Here is a 15,953-nt window from a genome sequence, read left to right on the forward strand (position 1 = left end):
CGGCGGCGACGCAGCGCTTCTCGGCAAGGATCGACACGACGGCCTCGGGTGCTGTGCGGTGACAGACCGGCTGGCAAGACTCACCAGCCATGGTTGCACCCCGATGCAAGACCTGCCCGGTGACGGAATCAAGGCGTATTCGCGCCGATTCAGGGCCGGTATGATGATGTTATGATGTTGTCGGTCGCCTGTGGCGGAAAAGCCCCGCCGAGGGGGCCGCGCCGCATTGGCGGGGGCCTCGCGAGGGGTCAGTATGGCCGCGCACGAATCGAAGGGGCACCCATGCATTCGAACAAGCGAATTCTCGTCACCGGCGGCGCTGGCTTCCTCGGCTCGCATCTTTGCGAACGGCTTCTGGCGCGCGGCGACGAGGTGCTCTGCGCCGACAATTTCTTCACCGGCTCGCGCCGCAATGTCGAGCATCTGATCGGCCACAAGCGCTTCGAGCTGATGCGCCACGACGTGACCTTTCCCCTCTATGTCGAAGTCGACGAGATCTACAATCTCGCCTGTCCGGCCTCGCCGGTGCACTACCAGCACGATCCCGTCGCCACCACCAAGGTCAGCGTCCATGGCGCGATCAACATGCTGGGCCTTGCGAAGCGGGTGAAGGCGAAGATCCTGCAGGCCTCGACCTCCGAGGTCTATGGCGATCCCTCCGTGCATCCGCAGACCGAGGACTATTGGGGCAATGTCAATCCGATCGGCATCCGCTCCTGCTATGACGAGGGCAAGCGCTGCGCCGAGACGCTGTTCTTCGACTATTGGCGCCAGCACCAGCTGCGCATCAAGGTGATGCGGATCTTCAATACCTATGGACCGCGCATGCATCCGAATGACGGGCGCGTGGTATCGAACTTCATCGTCCAGGCGCTGCGCGGCGACGACATCACCATTTATGGCGAGGGCGGGCAGACGCGCTCCTTCTGCTATGTCGACGATCTGATCGACGGCATGATCCGCCTGATGGATACGCCGGACGATGTGACGGGGCCGATCAACATCGGCAACCCCAACGAGTTCACCATCCGCCAACTGGCCGAGCGCGTCATTGCGCTGACCGGTTCGACGTCGAAGCTCGTCTTCAAGCCGCTTCCCTCCGACGACCCGCGCCAGCGCAAGCCGGATATCGGTCTGGCGCAGCGCACGCTGGGCTGGCAGCCGACGATCGAGCTGGATGAGGGCCTGCGCCACACGATCGGCTATTTCGATCAGCTGATGAAGGACGACGCGGCATGAGCGCCGCCTTCGAGGTCGCCGAGCGCATCGAGGCCGACAGCGTCTGGATTGCCGAGCTGGCGCTTTGCCAGGTGCGGCTGATGGACGATCGCCGCTTTCCCTGGCTGCTGCTCCTGCCGCGCAAGCCGGGGCTGGAGGAATGGACCGAGCTCGACGACGCCGAACTGGCCACGCTCTCGGTCGAGATCAAGCAGGCCGGCGCGGCGCTTGGCGCCGTTTCCACCTTCGACAAGCTGAATGTCGGGGCGCTCGGCAATATCGTCCGGCAAATGCATGTGCATGTCATCGGCCGCTCGGTGGGCGACGCTGCCTGGCCCGGCCCGGTCTGGGGGCAGGGGACGCGCGAGCCCTATGGCGCGGCGGAGCGCGACGCACTCGCGTTAGGGTTGCAAGCGCGCTTCGCCGGTTCGCGTTAACCGTGATTTCCGGCCTCGTGGTGTGGCGGCCTTCGGCCGCAAGCCCAGCGTGCGCCTGCGCTTTTCTCTGTTGATCCCATACCGCAGTGCAAGATTAACGCCCCTTAACGATCCCTTGGTAACGCGTTGTTAACCATGCTCGACCGAGGTTGAGCATGGAGGCCCAAGGCTGTTCGCAGTCGGGCTGATCGGCTGTCGCAGTCGGCTGGGTTCCGTTCAGGCCGGACATTGCAATTGCTGGCGCACAGGGGACGATCGATGCGGCGAATTCTGATCAACCGGGTCAACCAGCGGCGCTCCGCGGCGTCCGGGTTCGCTCGGGGATATGCCGCACCATGACCCCGGCCGTCGCTCGCTCCCCCTTCCAGTGGATCGGCTGCGCCCTGGCGCTGGTGAGCCTCGCGGCTTGCGGCAGCCTTGGCGGCCGTCCCATCGAATCGGGCTCGATCGCCACCAGCGTGCCGATCGAGAAGGCCTATATCGACATGCCGCCCGGCGGCCCCGGCGTGGTTGGTGTGATCGAGCGCCGCTTCGCCAATTCGACCACCCAGGAAATCATCCTCTCCAACCGCTCGCACACGCCCGGCCAGAACATGGTGACGGCGACGCTGTTCGGGCCGGTGAAGTCGGTCACGGGGCCGGAGAACGTCCAGGCCAATCCGGCCATCAGCCTCAGTGCGATCGGGGCCGAGATGCGCCAGGTGCTTCCCGGCGTGCCGATGCGCGTGTCGCCCTATTTCGCCCAGAGCCGCTACGGTTCCTTCGGCTATGCCATGGGCGGTTCGGCGCAGGGCGATACCTGCATCTACGCCTGGCAGCGCATCCGCACCCCCGACCTCGATTCGAACTTCACGATCGGGCAGGGCACGATCACGCTGCGCCTGCGCCTCTGCGAGCCGAACACCACCGAGGCCAACCTCCTCGCCGTGATGACGGGCATGACGATCAGTTCCTACTTCATGGCCGCGAACTGGAATCCCTATGGCGGCGCGCCGCCGATCCCCGCCGATCTCGGCAAGCTCGGAACGACCGTGCTGCCGACCGCGCAGGTGACGCCGCAACTGGCGCCGCAGCCGGCTCCGGTGGCCGTACAGGCCGCCCCGGTCCGTCGCGTCGTGCGGAAGGCGCCTCCCGTCGAGGCTGCCCCCGTGGCGGCCGACGTGCCGGCGCCCGATACCGCCGGTCGATTCGAAGACTACGCCGCCGTCCCGCCCCCCCAACTCTGAGCGCATGACATGACGTGCCGCGCCAAGGCGCTTTTCGGTGACAGAGCAGGCCCCCGGGCCCGCGAGACGGCAAGGGCGGTCCGGTCGGCAACGGCAGGCCGCCTTTTGCAATCCCCGTCGCAGCCTATGCATCGGGTCGAGTTTTCCGGGTCCAGGCCCGAGCATGAAGCAAGGAACGCTTGATGGGACGCATCGGCATCGCGCTGCTCTGGGCCGTCGCGGCGGTCGTGATGGCCTTCCTCATCACGCTTCCGATCAGCCTGCAGGCTCACCTGATCGCCGGCACCGCGGTGCTGGGCGCCATGGTCGTGCTGAAGACTTTCACCAGCGGCGGCGTCTGGCGCCAGATCGCGCTCGCGCTCGGCACCTCGATCGTGCTCCGCTACGCCTATTGGCGCACGACCAGCACGCTGCCGCCGATCAACGAGCTCCAGAACTTCATCCCCGGCTTCCTGGTCTACATCTGTGAAATGTACAGCATTTTCATGCTGTTCCTGAGCTTGTTCGTCGTGATGCTTCCGCATCCGTCGCGCAACCTGAAGATCTCGTCCTCGGACCCGGATCTGCCGACGGTCGACGTGTTCGTACCGACCTATAACGAGGAGCCCGAGCTGCTGGCGACGACGCTCGCCGCCGCCAAGGCGATGGACTATCCGGCCGACAAGCTCACGGTCTGGCTGCTCGATGATGGCGGCACGGTGCAGAAGCGCAACGCCGAGAACATGCAGGCGGCCCAGGAGGCCGAGGAGCGCTACATCACGCTGCAGAAGCTGGCCGAGGACATGGGCTGCCGCTACCTGACGCGCGAGCGCAACGTCCACGCCAAGGCCGGCAACATGAACAACGGCCTGCAGGTCGCCACCGGCGAGCTCGTCGTGGTGTTCGACGCCGACCATGCGCCGGCGCGCGACTTCCTGCTCTATACGGTCGGCTATTTCAAGGAAGACCCCAAGCTCTTCCTCGTCCAGTCGCCGCACTTCTTCCTCAACCCCGATCCGGTCGAGCGCAATCTGCGCACCTTCGAGACGATGCCTTCCGAGAACGAGATGTTCTACGGCATCATCCAGCGCGGCCTCGACAAGTGGGACGCCTCTTTCTTCTGCGGTTCGGCCGCTGTGCTGCGCCGCGCGGCGCTTGACCAGACCGGCGGCTTTTCCGGCGTCTCGATCACCGAGGACGCCGAGACGGCCCTGGAGCTGCATGCGAGCGGCTGGCACAGCGTCTATGTCGACCGGCCGCTGATCGCCGGCCTGCAGCCCGCGACCTTCGCTTCCTTCATCGGCCAGCGCAGCCGCTGGGGGCAGGGCATGTACCAGATCCTGAGGTTCCGCTTCCCGCCCGGCAAGCGCGGCCTCTCGATCCCGCAGCGCCTCTGCTACATGTCCAGCACGCTGTTCTGGTTCTTCCCGATCACGCGCTGGATCTTCCTGCTCGCGCCGCTCTGCTACCTGTTCTTCAATCTTGAGATCTTCACGGCCTCGGCCGGCGAGTTCGTCGCCTACAGCGCGACTTACATGATCGTGAACCTGATGATGCAGAACTACCTCTATGGCCGCTTCCGCTGGCCATGGATCTCGGAACTGTACGAGTATGTGCAGTCCGTCTATCTGCTGCCGGCGCTGGTCTCGGTCATCCTCAATCCCAGCAAGCCGACCTTCAAGGTGACTTCGAAGAGCGAGTCGCTCGAGACCGCCCGCGTCTCGGAATTGTCGCGCCCGTTCTTCATCATCTTCGCCGTGCTGGTGGTCGCCGTGTTCATGACGGCCTGGCGCGTCATCAACGAGCCCTGGAAGGCCGACGTCGCCCTGGTGGTGGGCGGCTGGAACCTGCTCAACCTGGTCATCGCCGGCTGCGCGCTCGGCGTGGTTTCGGAGCGCCGGGAAAACCGGGGCAGCCGCCGCGTCGACGTGAAGCGCCGTTGCGAGATCCTCGTCGGCGACAAGGTGTTTCCGGCGACCATCGAGGATGCCTCGGTCGGCGGCGCGCGGATCAACATGGGCAATGTGAAGGTGCCGGAGATCAGCCGCGACCTCAATTGCGACGTCCGCTTCAAGACCAACGTCCCGATCGCGACGGAAGCGATGCCGATCAGCGTGCGCAGCATGACCCGGACGCCGGATGGCGTGATGCTCGGCGTGCGCTATGAGCCGACCATCGCCGACCACTACAGGCTGATCTCCGACCTGGTGTTCGCGAGTTCGGATCTCTGGACCAAATTCCAGTGGTCGCGCCGCACCAATATCGGAATCCTGCGCGGCACCGTCTGGTTCCTCAGCCTGTCGATCTACCAGACAGGGCGCGGGCTCGCCTATTTCATGAAGTCTTTCCGCCGTCCGACGCCGGAGAAGGCCGCTATCGTCGCGACCGCTGGAAAGCCGAACCCATGAAAGCGCTGATCCGCACCGGCCTCGCCGTTTCCCTGCTCGGCACGGGCGCGCTCTGGGCCATCGCGCAGAGCCCGGCGCCCTTCGACATGTCCGGAGAGCGGGCCGCGGATCCGGCGCCGGCAGCGATCGCGCCGACTCCGGCCCCCAGCAACCGGCCCGTGGCGCCCTTTCAGTTTGAATCTGCGCCACCCGCGCCCGCTCCAGTCGCCGTGCCGGCACGACCGCCGGCAGCGGCGCCGGTCCAGGCGCCGATCGCCGATCCCGTGCAGCCGCCCGTGGCGGCCCAGCCTGTGGCCCCAGCTCCCGCACCTGCAGCGATGCGGCAGATTCCGCTCGCCCCCGCCGCCGAGCCCCAGCCGGTCGAGCCTATCGTCACGGTGCCGCCGGCGCCGTCGCCCGTCGCCTCGCCGGCAACGGCCCCCGAGTCGATCGCCGCGCCGCAGACCGAGCCGGCTCTGCCAGCCAATCTCGACCGGCGCTATATCGTGCCGTTCTCGACAATGCGGCTCGAAGGCGAGATGGACCAGCGTGCCTGGGCCATCTATCTGACGGCGGACCAGGCAAGCCAGGCCGCACGCCTCGACGTCTCGTTCAAGAGCGCCATCGTGGTGATGCCGGAGGCTTCGCGCCTGCGTGTCTCGATCAATAACGAGCCGGTGCTGGAAACGGCGCTGTCGTCCTCGGAATCGTTCCGCGACGCGATCGCCATGGTGCCGCCCGGCCTGCTGCAGGCGGGCGCCAACACGATCCGCTTCCAGGTCGCGCAGCGGCATAGGACGGATTGCAGCGTTCCCTCGACCTACGAGCTTTGGACCGAGATCGACCCCGCGGCCACATCGCTCACTTTTGCACGTGGCGACGCGCCGCGCAGCCTGCGCAGCATGGACGATCTGCCCACGGTCGGCTTCAACGGCAAGGGCGTGACCTCGATCCACGTTATCGCCCCGGCCAGCAACCAGGTGGCGATCGCCCCGCCTCTGCTGAAGCTGGTTCAGGCCATCATCCTGGCCGGCAACTACCCGAACCCGGTGGTCACGGTGTCGGACAGCGTCACGGCGCCGGATGGCGACGGATCCCTCACCGTCGTGCTCGGCGTCGCCAGCGAGATCAATACGATCCTGGCCAACGCCCCCGCCGATGCCGGCACGCGGCCGATCGTCGGCTTCGTCGACGACGAAAAGCTCGGGTCGTCCGTTCTTGTCGTTTCCGGCGCGAACTGGAGCCAGATCGGCACGGCCATCGATTCGATGGCCTCGGGCGTCGATCGTCCGACCAACGTTTCCCGCGCGACGTTGAATACCGCGCCCTGGCTCTCGCCGGATGTCCGCTTCGTCACGGGCCGGGACAGCTTCCGCATTGCGGATGCGGGCGCTGCGACGCAGGAATTCTCCGGTCGCCGCTTCCGGGCCGAATTCGCGGTCGGCGTTCCCTCCGACTTCTACGCCCAGGCTTACGGCGAGGCGACGCTGCTGCTCGATGCCGCCTACACTTCCGCGGTGCGGCCAGCCAGCCATATCGACATCTATGTGAACGACCAGATCGCGGCGACGACCCGCATCACCCGACAGCAGGGTGGCATCTACCGCGAATTCCCCATCCAGGTGCCGCTCCGCCACTTCAAGCCGGGCGTCAACCGGATCTCGATCAATGCGATGCTCGATACCGCCGAGGACGCGGCTTGCGCGCCGGGCGGCTCGACGGCCGGCGGCCAGCGTTTCGTGCTGTTCGACACCACCACGTTCGCGATGCCCGCCTTCGCCCGGATCGGCCGTCGCCCCAACCTGGCGGCATTTGCCGGCACGGGTTTTCCCTACAACCGCCCGGTGGAGCCGAGCGCCCTGGTGATGGGCCGCGCCGATCCGCAGATCTATTCCGCCGCTGCCAGCCTGCTGGCGCGCATGGCGCAGCAGGCTGGCCGTATCATCCCCCTGGTGCCGACGCCCGCAACCGGGGTTGGCGACCGCTCCGCCATTTTCGTGGGAACGGCGGCGCAGATTCCGGCGAATGTTCTCAGCCAGGTACGCGTGGCCGAGGGTATTCGCACCAGCTGGCGTGACGAGACGGGAGCCGGCAATCGCGTGCTTCCGGCGGCGACGGCGGCCGGTTTCGAGGCGCTGGACGGCGCGCTGCGTCGACCGGGCGCCGAGGTCAGCCAGGCGCCCCTGGCGACGGCAGAAACGGAGAACACCGACGCGACCTTCAATCGCTGGCGCAACGAGATCGGCGGTGGTGGATTGCAGGGGCAGATGGCCGGTCTGGAAGGCTGGCTGCAGCGCAATTTCGACATCTCGTTCTCGACCTTCCGCCTGCGCAACACCGAAATGTCCGCCTATGAGCCGCATCCGAAGACCACGCTGATTGTCGCCCAGCAGGCCAGCCCCAATGGCGGCGGCACCTGGACCGTTGTGACGGCGCCTTCGGAGGATCGGCTGATCTCGGGTATTCACACGATCACCGGTATCCAGCGCTGGCCGGAACTGAGCGGTCCGCTCACCACGTATTCGGCGACGACCGACACGATCGAGAGCCGTCCCCTCTCCAGTTTCGAGTTTGTCTGGACCCAGCCGTTCTCGCTGGTCAACCTGCGCCTGATCGCCGCCAACTGGCTGTCCAGCAATATCGTGTTCTATGCGCTTGCCCTGGTGGGGCTGTGCGTCCTGCTGGGCATCGTCACGACAGCGCTGCTGCGTCGCTTCGGGAGGCGCTCTTGATCGTCTCCTTTCTCCGGTCCGCAGGATTCGCCATCCTGGTTGCCGGTGGCCTGGCATCGACGACAGCTTTGGCCGATGCGGAGCTGCTGACCATGCGTGGAACCGTCTCCGCAGCTGACTGGCGTGCCTATAGCGACCGCTTCGTCGCCCCCACGGGCCGGGTCATCGACGATGGCAATGGCGGCATCAGCCATAGCGAAGGGCAGGGCTACGGTCTGCTTCTGGCGTTCGCGGCGGACGACCGGGCTGCCTTCGAGCGGATCTGGAGCTTCACCCGCACCGAACTGATGCTGCGCGACGACGGCCTGGCCGTCTGGAGCTGGCAGCCGACCGCGCCGCATGTGCGCGACATCAACAATGCCAGCGATGGCGACCTGCTGATCGCCTATGCGCTTGCCGAGGCCGGCTGGGCCTGGAACGTGCCGGCCTATGTCGAGGCGGCGACGGCGATCGCCACGGTGCTGGGCAAGAAGACGGTGGTCGACGATCTCGGCCGCGTGCTGATCCTGCCGGGCGTCGATGGCTTCGGCCGCACGGCGCGGCCCGACGGGCCGGTGATCAATCTTTCCTACTGGATCTTCGAGGCGCTTCCCGCGATGGCGCAGCTGGCGCCGGCAACCGATTGGCAGGGCTTGGCGAAATCCGGCATGACGCTGGCGCAGCAGGCGCAGTTCGGCGTCGAGAAGCTGCCGACCGACTGGATCTCGGTCAAGGGCGCGCAGGTCGAGCCGGCCGCCGGCTTCGACCCGGTATTCGGCTATAATGCGATCCGCATTCCGCTCTATCTGATGCGCGCTGGCATCACCAATCCGGCGCTGCTCGATCCCTACGCGAAGGCCTGGCTCGGGACCGGCAAGCTCGGCCCCGCCATCATCAATGTGAAAACTAATGCGATCGAGAACCCGCTGAACGAGCCCGGCTATCGCATCCTCGGCGCGGCGCTGGCCTGCGTGCGCGACGGGACGCCGGTACCGGCCGACCTCAAGAGCTTCGCGCCGACGCTCTACTTCCCGTCGACGCTCCATCTTCTCTCTCTGTCCTTTCTGACGGAAAGGCACGCGGAATGCCTGTGAAGCAGCAGCTCCTCATCCTCGGTACGCTCGCCGTCATCGGACTCGAGGGTGCGTATATCCTCGATCAGGCGCTTTCGCCGGCGGAAGCCGGAGTCGAGGTCCGGCAGGCTCCAGCCCAGCGTCCGGCCGTCTTCGGCAATTTTCTGAACTCGGACAGCGCGAGCCGGCCCGTTTCGGAACGCCGCTTCGCCCAGGGCGAGGCTGCTCCCGCCGCTCCGGCGCCTGCGCCCGCAGCGACACCGGCGCCCGCGGCCGCCGCCCCAGCGCCGCCAGTCGGACCCGTCGTCGACGAGACCGCGCTCCGCTATTTCGCCCGCCAGGGCGACGACCGCCGGCTGCAGGCGGAAATCGCCCGGTTGCGCGCGCTCTATCCCGACTGGAACCCGCCGGATGACTTCTCCGCGCCGGCGCCGATCGCCGATGCGGCGCTCGACCAGATGTGGAAGCTCTATGGCGACGGGCAGTATGCCGCCGTGCGCGCGGCCATCGCCGCCCGGCTGGCGCGCGAGCCGCAGTGGCAGGCACCGCCCGATCTGCTGGCGCGGCTCGAGATCGGCGAACAGCGCGAAAGGCTGGTCAACGCCTCGAACGCGCAGCAGTGGAACACGGTCGTCTCGATCGCCGCGGCGACGCCGACGCTGCTGACCTGCGCCGATGTCGACGTGCTCTGGCGCGTTGCCGAGGCGTTCGGCAAATCGTCCCGCACGGGCCGCGCCCGCGATGTCGGCACCTATATCCTGACCAACTGCCAGGATCCGAAGGAACGGCTCGCCACCATCCAGAAGGCCATGGGCTATCTGGACGATTCGGAACTGGCCGATCTGCTGAAGCTGGAGCGCATCGGCGCGGACGGGCAGGGCGAGTTCGCGCCGGTCAAGAACGATCTGGCCCGCCGCCGCGTCGCTGCCGGCGCCAAGGATCCGAGCCTCGCGGTCGCGCCGGAGGATATCGCGCTCGTCGAGCGGCTGGTGCGCGAAGGCACGGGCCCGGATGACGCCGTGCTGCTCGGCTCGTACTGGTTCCAGCACAACGACCCGACCCGCGCCGCCCAATGGTTCGAGCTCGCCAAGGGGCGCGCCGACAATGCCGAGATCGCGCGTGGCTATGCCTATGTGCTGAACGCGCTGAAGCGTCCGGCCGAGGCCGAAGAGGCCGCCTACAAGTGGCGTGATGCCAGCAAGGAGAACACCGACGCCTATCTCGTCGTCGCCACCGCCATGCTGGCGGTCGATCCGCCGGTGAAGATGGATCGCGAGGTCCTCACCCGCACCGCCAAGGCGATCAGCGACGCGAAATATGCGCCCGGCGCGCAGGAATTCGGATGGTACGCCTACAAGATCGGCCAGACGGCGATCGCGGCCCGCTGGTTCGAGACGGCGCTGTCGCTGATGCCGGAGGACGAGCCGTCCGCCTATGGCCTGGCGCTCTCAAACCAGAAGCTCAAGGACAAGGCCGGGTTCGACAAGGTCGTTCGGGAGTGGAGCGCGCGTTCGCCGCGCATTGCCGCGCTCGCCGATCCCAAGGCCCGGCGCAACCTCGTGCCGGCCGCCGAATCGCTTCCAGGACCTGATGGCGAAACCGTGGCCCCGGCACCCCGCGCCGCCCGCGTCGAGGCGGCGGATGACGAAGAACTGGAGCCCGAGCCCGTGGCTCGACCGGTCCGCCGCCAGGCGGCGCCCCGCGCCGCCGAGCCTTCCGTTGCCCGCGCGCCGCAGCGCAGCGCCGCCAGGGGTGGGGGGCGCTCGTGCACCGGCGCGGCGCGACCGGCTCTGCTGTCGGCGATGAGCGCGCTCACACGGGGCTGGTGCCTGATGGAGCTGAACCGTCCGATCGAGGCGGCGGACGCCTTCGACGTGGCCCTTCGCACCAGCTATGGCCAGGTCGCGCAGGACGCCGCCTATGGCAAGACGCTCGCCTATCTGCGGGCCGGCCTGACCGACCAGGCGGCCGCTTCGGCCGCCCAGACTTCCCAGGCCGTGCCCCGCGCGATCGAGCTGAAGACGGAGATCCTGACGCAGCGCGCCATCGGTTCCTACAATGACGGCCGCTATGTCGAGACCCTGCTGATGCTCGACGAACGGTCGCGGATCGCGCCGGAACAGAACGACCTGATGATGATGCGCGGCTGGTCCTATTTCCACCTGCGCCGCTGGAACGACGCCAAGACGATCTTTGTCGCCGTCGCCGGCACGGGTTCGCGCGAGGCGCAGCGCGCGCTGGCCACGCTGGCCCAGGAAATGAAGCCGAAATGAGTTTCGCGCGTCGCCCAGGCGTCGCGTGAATCACGGCGCTCAGCGCATCACGCACCCCTTGGGATATCCGACGCGCTTGCAATAGACGACGCGCGGCGCCGGCCGCGCGACGCAGCCTTTCACATACACGCCGTTCTGGCAGTAGACGACCGTCCCGGGCCGCACGACGGGGGCCGGCCGGACAACGCAGCCGACCGGATAGCCGACCCGCTTGCAATAAACCACGGCCTCACTGGGTGTCGTGGCGGCGAGGAGCAGCCCGATGCCGGCCGTGCCAGCCAGCACCGCTGCGGACAAAACCAGTTTCAACGGCTTGAAGGCCGGAAATTTCACGCGCATGGTTCCCTCCCTATGGTGAGGGAGAGCGGGCGCTCGATCCCTCTTCCTCGACTTGATTACCTTGCGGAAGCTTGAGCAAGCCATTTCCGCGTGATCGGCATCCCGGTCCCGCGCGGGGGATCAGGTGGCGCCGTGATGAAAGAGGCGGATGACCGATCGGTTTCTCTTCGACGGGGCGGAAGACGCGCGGGCGACGATCCTGCTGGCGCATGGCGCCGGCGCGCCGATGGATTCGGCCTCGATGACGGCGGTGGCCGGCGCGCTGGCGGCGGCCGGCCTGCGCGTCGCGCGTTTCGAATTCGCCTATATGGACGCAAGGCGTGACGGGACCGGGCGGAAGCCGCCCCCGCGCGCCGACAGGCTGATGCCGGAGTACCGCGCGGCCATCGCGTCGCTCAGCGCCACCACGCCGCTGGTGATCGGCGGCAAGTCCATGGGCGGCCGCGTCGCCAGAATGATCGCCGATGAATGCTTCGCCAGGGGCGAGATCGTGGGGCTGCTGTGCCTCGGCTACCCCTTTCATCCGCCGGCGAAGCCGGACCAGTTGCGCACGGCCCATCTGCTCGAACTCTGCACGCCGACTTTGATCTGCCAGGGCACGCGCGACCCGTTCGGGACCAGCGAGGAAGTCGCCGGCTATGCGCTGTCGCCCGCCATCGAGATCCGCTGGCTTGAGGATGGCGACCACGACCTGAAGCCGCGCAAGAGCGTGACGGGCGTGTCGGCCGCCGATGCGCTGAAGGCGATGGCGGAGGACGTCGGCCGTTGGGTCGACCGGCTGCTGGCGGGCTCGCCGGCGGCCTGAGTCCGTCGCCCATTGCCTCGCCATGCCAATGTCTTCCAAGGTGGGCCGCTTGAGTCCCCGCATCCGACAAAGGTTCTTCAGATGGCGCTGAACATTCTCTTCATCGGCGGTACCGGCCAGATATCCTATCCCTGTGTCGAGCGTGCCGTGGCGCAGGGGCACCATGTCAGCGTCTTCAATCGCGGCAAGCGCGAAAGCGCGCTGCCGCAGGGCGTTCAATCGATCGTCGGCGACCTGGCCGGGCCGGAATATGCCGGGCTCGCCGAAAGGAACTTCGACGTCGTGTGCCAGTTCATCGCGTTCACGCCCGATCAGGTGGAGCGGGATATCGCGATTTTCACCGGCCATTGCGGACAATACGTCTTCATCTCGTCGGCCTCGGTCTATGAAAAGCCGGCCCGGCATTATGTGATCACCGAGGCGACGCCGGCGATCAATCCCTACTGGCCCTACAGCCAGGCCAAGATCGAGTGCGAAAAGCGGCTGCAGGATTCGCGGGGACTGGCCTGGACCATCGTGCGCCCCAGCCATACGGTTCGCACCGGGCTGCCGATCATGATCGGCGACAGCGATGTCATGGCGCGGCGCATGCTGGATGGCGAACCGACGATTGTGGCCGGTGATGGTCATACGCCCTGGACGCTGACCCGCTCCGTCGATTTCGCGGTGCCGTTTGTCGGCCTGTTCGGCAAGGAAGCGGCGCTCCACGATATCTTCCACATCACCAGCGACCGCGCCCATATCTGGGACGATATCCAGAAGACCATCGCCCGCATGCTCGGGGTCGAGGCCAGGATCGTGCACGTCCCGACCGATACGCTGGTCCGCTACAACCCCGAATGGATAGGCCCGCTGACCGGGGACAAGGCCTGGACGGCGATCTTCGATAATTCGAAGGTCAAGCGCGTGGCCGGCGATTTCCGGTGCGCCGAAAGCCTGGAGGAAATCCTGGCCGAGCCGATCCGGCACCTGCAGCAGCGGCTGGCGAAGCAGCGCCCGCCCAAGGGTGACTTCGACGCCCTGGTCGATCGCATCTGCCGCGAGCAGTCGGCGCTGGGCTAGGTCCGCAGCCGGCCCTGTCGCCGCGTCGGCGCATCGCTGTGCCATTCGCCGGGATGCCGTCTCGGGCGGAGCCTCGCAGGAGGGGCCGGAGGCCGACGGGCGGGTATTTCAGGGGGGATGGTGCCGGATGAGGGGATTGAACCCCCGACCTTCGGTTTACAAAACCGCTGCTCTACCGCTGAGCTAATCCGGCACGGAGACGGGTGTAGTGAGGACCGCACCCGCCGGTCAAGCGCGGATCGTGCAGTTTTCCGCAATCCGCTGTATTTCGCGTTTCGGCTTCCGCGACGGTGCCCCCGGGTGCGGGCAGGGCGGGACGGGCGAATCACGCGGGACGAGGTGCCGCGTGATTCGGTTGGTCAGGCCGTGGCCGTTTCGAGATGGCGGTGCGCGAGATAGAGCGACAGCACCGCGGCATTCGAGACGTTGAGGCTCTTGATCGCGCCGGGCATGTCGAGCCGGGCGACGACGTCGCAGCGATCGCGGGTCAGCCGGCGCAGGCCCTTGCCCTCGGCGCCGAGGACCAGGGCGATCTTCTCGCCGCGAATGCCTTCTTCCAGCGGAACCGTGCCCTCGCTGTCGAGGCCGACGCAGGAATATCCCATGTCGCGCAGGTCGGTGAGGGCGGTGGCGAGATTCGGCACCTCGATCATCGCGATGTTCTCGAGCGCGCCCGACGCCGATTTGGCGAGCACACCGGTCTCGGCCGGTGCGTGGCGGCCGGTGGTGATCAGCGCATCGGCCCCGAAAGCCACGGCGGAGCGCAGGATGGCGCCGACATTGTGGGGATCCGTGACCTGGTCGAGCACGACGACGAGGCGGGCATCGCCCAACGCGTCGAGGTCGAGCGGTTCGAGCGGCGCGACTTCGACCGCGGCGCCCTGGTGCACGGCGTCCGAGCCGAGCAGCCGGTCGAGATCGCGCGGCGAGGTGTCCTTGAGGTCGCCGGGGAGAGTCGCCCCTTCCTCGACCAGGCGGGCGGCCGCGTTTTGCGTCGCCAGCAGCTGCAGCACCTTGCGTCGCGGATTGCCAAGCACGGCGGCGACGGCATGGATGCCATATATCCACAGCTGATCCGGGCGACGTTCGGCCGGGGCGTTGGAGGCGAAGCGGCGGGGTCCATTGTGGCCGGGCTTGCCCTTGCCACCGCGGAAATGCCCGGGTTGCCGCCGCGATTTGCTCTGTTTGTTTTCGTCGGTCATGCCCCGCTTATACGAGGGGCGAGCCAAACCGGCAATCGAACTGCGCGGCCGTTTTCCAGCCATGCACCGAACGCGGGATAGTTGGTTGGTTAGGCGTTGACAGGGCAAGGTCTCCCCGTCATAAGAGCCCCCATCGGCGGGGCAGCAACGGCTGCTTCCGACGGTAAAGCCTGAACGATGACGCTCTGCCGAAGTGATTTGGAGGAGTGCCCGAGTGGTTAAAGGGGACGGACTGTAAATCCGTTGACTTAGTCTACGTTGGTTCGAATCCAACCTCCTCCACCATTTCGACGGAACGTTAGCGTGCGGGTGTAGCTCAATGGTAGAGCAGCAGCCTTCCAAGCTGAATACGAGGGTTCGATTCCCTTCACCCGCTCCATCAACTGAGCCTTGCGCCGTCGCTTGGTTTCTATGCGGTGCGCAGCGGTTGATGGTGCAGTTCGAGCCGTCCGGCTCGTAGGAACGAGACGACAGGAAGCGACGTCGATGGCAAAAGAAAAATTCCAGCGCAACAAGCCGCACTGCAACATTGGCACGATCGGCCACGTGGATCACGGCAAGACGTCGTTGACCGCGGCCATCACCAAGGTCCTTGCGAAGACCGGTGGCGCTACGTTCAAGGCTTATGATCAGATCGACGCGGCTCCCGAAGAGCGCGCTCGCGGCATCACGATCTCGACGGCACACGTCGAGTACGAGACGCAGAACCGCCACTACGCCCACGTCGACTGCCCCGGCCACGCCGATTATGTGAAGAACATGATCACCGGCGCGGCCCAGATGGACGGCGCGATCCTGGTTGTGTCGGCCGCCGACGGCCCGATGCCCCAGACCCGCGAGCACATCCTGCTCGCCCGTCAGGTCGGCGTTCCCGCCCTCGTCGTGTTCCTGAACAAGTGCGACCTGGTCGACGATCCGGAGCTGCTCGAGCTGGTCGAGCTCGAGGTTCGCGAGCTGCTGTCGTCCTACGACTTCCCGGGCGACGACATTCCGATCATCAAGGGTTCGGCCGTCGTGGCCCTGCAGGATGGCGACGCCAAGCTCGGCGAAGACGCGATCCTCGAGCTGATGACCGCCGTCGACGCCTATATCCCGCAGCCGGAGCGTCCGGTTGACCTGCCGTTCCTGATGCCGATCGAAGACGTGTTCTCGATCTCGGGCCGCGGCACGGTCGTGACCGGCCGCGTCGAGCGCGGCATCGTCAAGGTCGGCGAGGAAGTTGAGATCGTCGGCATCCGCCC

Annotated in this window: 12 protein-coding genes and 3 tRNA genes; 12 read left to right on the forward strand and 3 right to left on the reverse strand. The window is 66.8% G+C overall.

Translation table 11 applies throughout. The features are described from left to right. Positions 1 to 282 precede the first annotated feature (282 nt). The 7 genes from OSH10_RS22075 to OSH10_RS22105 all read left to right on the forward strand — a co-directional run bounded on the left by OSH10_RS22075 (position 283) and on the right by OSH10_RS22105 (position 11,304). Entirely contained in the window at positions 283 to 1,239 is a 957-nt protein-coding gene (locus tag OSH10_RS22075; protein WP_266334785.1) for a UDP-glucuronic acid decarboxylase family protein, read from the forward strand. Then, complete coding sequence (locus OSH10_RS22080; RefSeq protein WP_266334787.1) at positions 1,236 to 1,655, forward strand: HIT domain-containing protein; 420 nt, start codon at positions 1,236 to 1,238, stop codon at positions 1,653 to 1,655. Before OSH10_RS22075 ends, OSH10_RS22080 begins: the two co-directional genes overlap by 4 nt. A gap of 335 nt (positions 1,656 to 1,990) precedes the next feature. Continuing rightward, the gene (gene bcsN, locus OSH10_RS22085) at positions 1,991 to 2,881 is read left to right on the forward strand and encodes a cellulose biosynthesis protein BcsN (RefSeq protein ID WP_266334789.1); all 891 of its coding nucleotides are present in this window, start codon (positions 1,991 to 1,993) and stop codon (positions 2,879 to 2,881) included. A 182-nt stretch (positions 2,882 to 3,063) separates the two neighbouring features. Beyond that, a complete protein-coding gene (gene bcsA / locus OSH10_RS22090; RefSeq protein WP_266334791.1) occupies positions 3,064 to 5,268 on the forward strand; it encodes a UDP-forming cellulose synthase catalytic subunit in 2,205 nt (734 codons plus the stop codon). Further along, on the forward strand, positions 5,265 to 7,979 hold the full coding sequence (locus tag OSH10_RS22095) for a cellulose biosynthesis cyclic di-GMP-binding regulatory protein BcsB (RefSeq protein ID WP_266334793.1): 2,715 nt from the start codon (positions 5,265 to 5,267) through the stop codon (positions 7,977 to 7,979). Before bcsA ends, OSH10_RS22095 begins: the two co-directional genes overlap by 4 nt. Beyond that, positions 7,976 to 9,052, forward strand: coding sequence for a glycosyl hydrolase family 8 (locus OSH10_RS22100; protein WP_266334795.1), 1,077 nt, complete (start codon positions 7,976 to 7,978; stop codon positions 9,050 to 9,052). The genes OSH10_RS22095 and OSH10_RS22100 overlap by 4 nt, the downstream gene beginning before the upstream one ends. After that, positions 9,043 to 11,304, forward strand: a complete 2,262-nt coding sequence (locus OSH10_RS22105; protein WP_266334797.1) for a tetratricopeptide repeat protein — start codon at positions 9,043 to 9,045, stop codon at positions 11,302 to 11,304. Before OSH10_RS22100 ends, OSH10_RS22105 begins: the two co-directional genes overlap by 10 nt. Positions 11,305 to 11,343: 39 nt before the next feature. Here OSH10_RS22105 and OSH10_RS22110 read toward each other — a convergent pair whose 3' ends face one another. Further along, positions 11,344 to 11,643, reverse strand: coding sequence for a hypothetical protein (locus tag OSH10_RS22110; protein ID WP_266334799.1), 300 nt, complete (start codon positions 11,641 to 11,643; stop codon positions 11,344 to 11,346). 148 nt (positions 11,644 to 11,791) lie between these two features. Between OSH10_RS22110 and OSH10_RS22115 the strand changes: the two genes are divergently transcribed. Together OSH10_RS22115 and OSH10_RS22120 are read left to right on the forward strand one after the other, a co-directional pair. Next, positions 11,792 to 12,448, forward strand: a complete 657-nt coding sequence (locus OSH10_RS22115; protein WP_266334801.1) for an alpha/beta hydrolase family protein — start codon at positions 11,792 to 11,794, stop codon at positions 12,446 to 12,448. Positions 12,449 to 12,529: 81 nt separating this feature from the next. Next, on the forward strand, positions 12,530 to 13,510 hold the full coding sequence (locus tag OSH10_RS22120) for an SDR family oxidoreductase (RefSeq protein ID WP_266334803.1): 981 nt from the start codon (positions 12,530 to 12,532) through the stop codon (positions 13,508 to 13,510). A 118-nt stretch (positions 13,511 to 13,628) separates the two neighbouring features. On the opposite strand, the gene OSH10_RS22125 is transcribed toward OSH10_RS22120, so the two are convergent. Together OSH10_RS22125 and OSH10_RS22130 are read right to left on the reverse strand one after the other, a co-directional pair. Continuing rightward, positions 13,629 to 13,703: transfer RNA gene (locus tag OSH10_RS22125), tRNA-Thr, on the reverse strand. Between the two features lie 166 nt (positions 13,704 to 13,869). Continuing rightward, positions 13,870 to 14,712 carry a TrmH family RNA methyltransferase gene (locus tag OSH10_RS22130; RefSeq protein ID WP_266334805.1) on the reverse strand — a complete coding sequence of 281 codons (843 nt, stop codon included), beginning with the start codon at positions 14,710 to 14,712 and terminating at the stop codon, positions 13,870 to 13,872. Positions 14,713 to 14,912: 200 nt separating this feature from the next. Here OSH10_RS22130 and OSH10_RS22135 point away from each other — a divergent pair. The 3 genes from OSH10_RS22135 to OSH10_RS22145 all read left to right on the forward strand — a co-directional run. Then, positions 14,913 to 14,997: transfer RNA gene (locus tag OSH10_RS22135), tRNA-Tyr, on the forward strand. Positions 14,998 to 15,017: 20 nt separating this feature from the next. Next, a tRNA-Gly gene (locus OSH10_RS22140) sits at positions 15,018 to 15,091 on the forward strand. A 107-nt stretch (positions 15,092 to 15,198) separates the two neighbouring features. Continuing rightward, positions 15,199 to 15,953, forward strand: a 755-nt coding sequence (locus OSH10_RS22145; protein ID WP_266334807.1) for an elongation factor Tu, incomplete at its 3' end; no start/stop codon positions are given.

Origin of the sequence: Kaistia defluvii, from assembly GCF_026343955.1 — a bacterium.
GTDB classification, from domain to species: Bacteria; Pseudomonadota; Alphaproteobacteria; order Rhizobiales; family Kaistiaceae; genus Kaistia; species Kaistia defluvii.

Bases quoted from the DNA above. Each gene is read 5' to 3' on its own strand.
- OSH10_RS22075 (WP_266334785.1), top strand. From the start codon at position 283: ATGCATTCGAACAAGCGAATTCTCGTCACCGGCGGCGCTGGCTTCCTC.
- OSH10_RS22080 (WP_266334787.1), top strand. From the start codon at position 1,236: ATGAGCGCCGCCTTCGAGGTCGCCGAGCGCATCGAGGCCGACAGCGTC.
- bcsN (WP_266334789.1), top strand. From the start codon at position 1,991: ATGACCCCGGCCGTCGCTCGCTCCCCCTTCCAGTGGATCGGCTGCGCC.
- bcsA (WP_266334791.1), top strand. From the start codon at position 3,064: ATGGGACGCATCGGCATCGCGCTGCTCTGGGCCGTCGCGGCGGTCGTG.
- OSH10_RS22095 (WP_266334793.1), top strand. From the start codon at position 5,265: ATGAAAGCGCTGATCCGCACCGGCCTCGCCGTTTCCCTGCTCGGCACG.
- OSH10_RS22105 (WP_266334797.1), top strand. From the start codon at position 9,043: ATGCCTGTGAAGCAGCAGCTCCTCATCCTCGGTACGCTCGCCGTCATC.
- OSH10_RS22110 (WP_266334799.1), bottom strand. From the start codon at position 11,643: ATGCGCGTGAAATTTCCGGCCTTCAAGCCGTTGAAACTGGTTTTGTCC.
- OSH10_RS22115 (WP_266334801.1), top strand. From the start codon at position 11,792: ATGACCGATCGGTTTCTCTTCGACGGGGCGGAAGACGCGCGGGCGACG.
- OSH10_RS22120 (WP_266334803.1), top strand. From the start codon at position 12,530: ATGGCGCTGAACATTCTCTTCATCGGCGGTACCGGCCAGATATCCTAT.
- OSH10_RS22130 (WP_266334805.1), bottom strand. From the start codon at position 14,712: ATGACCGACGAAAACAAACAGAGCAAATCGCGGCGGCAACCCGGGCAT.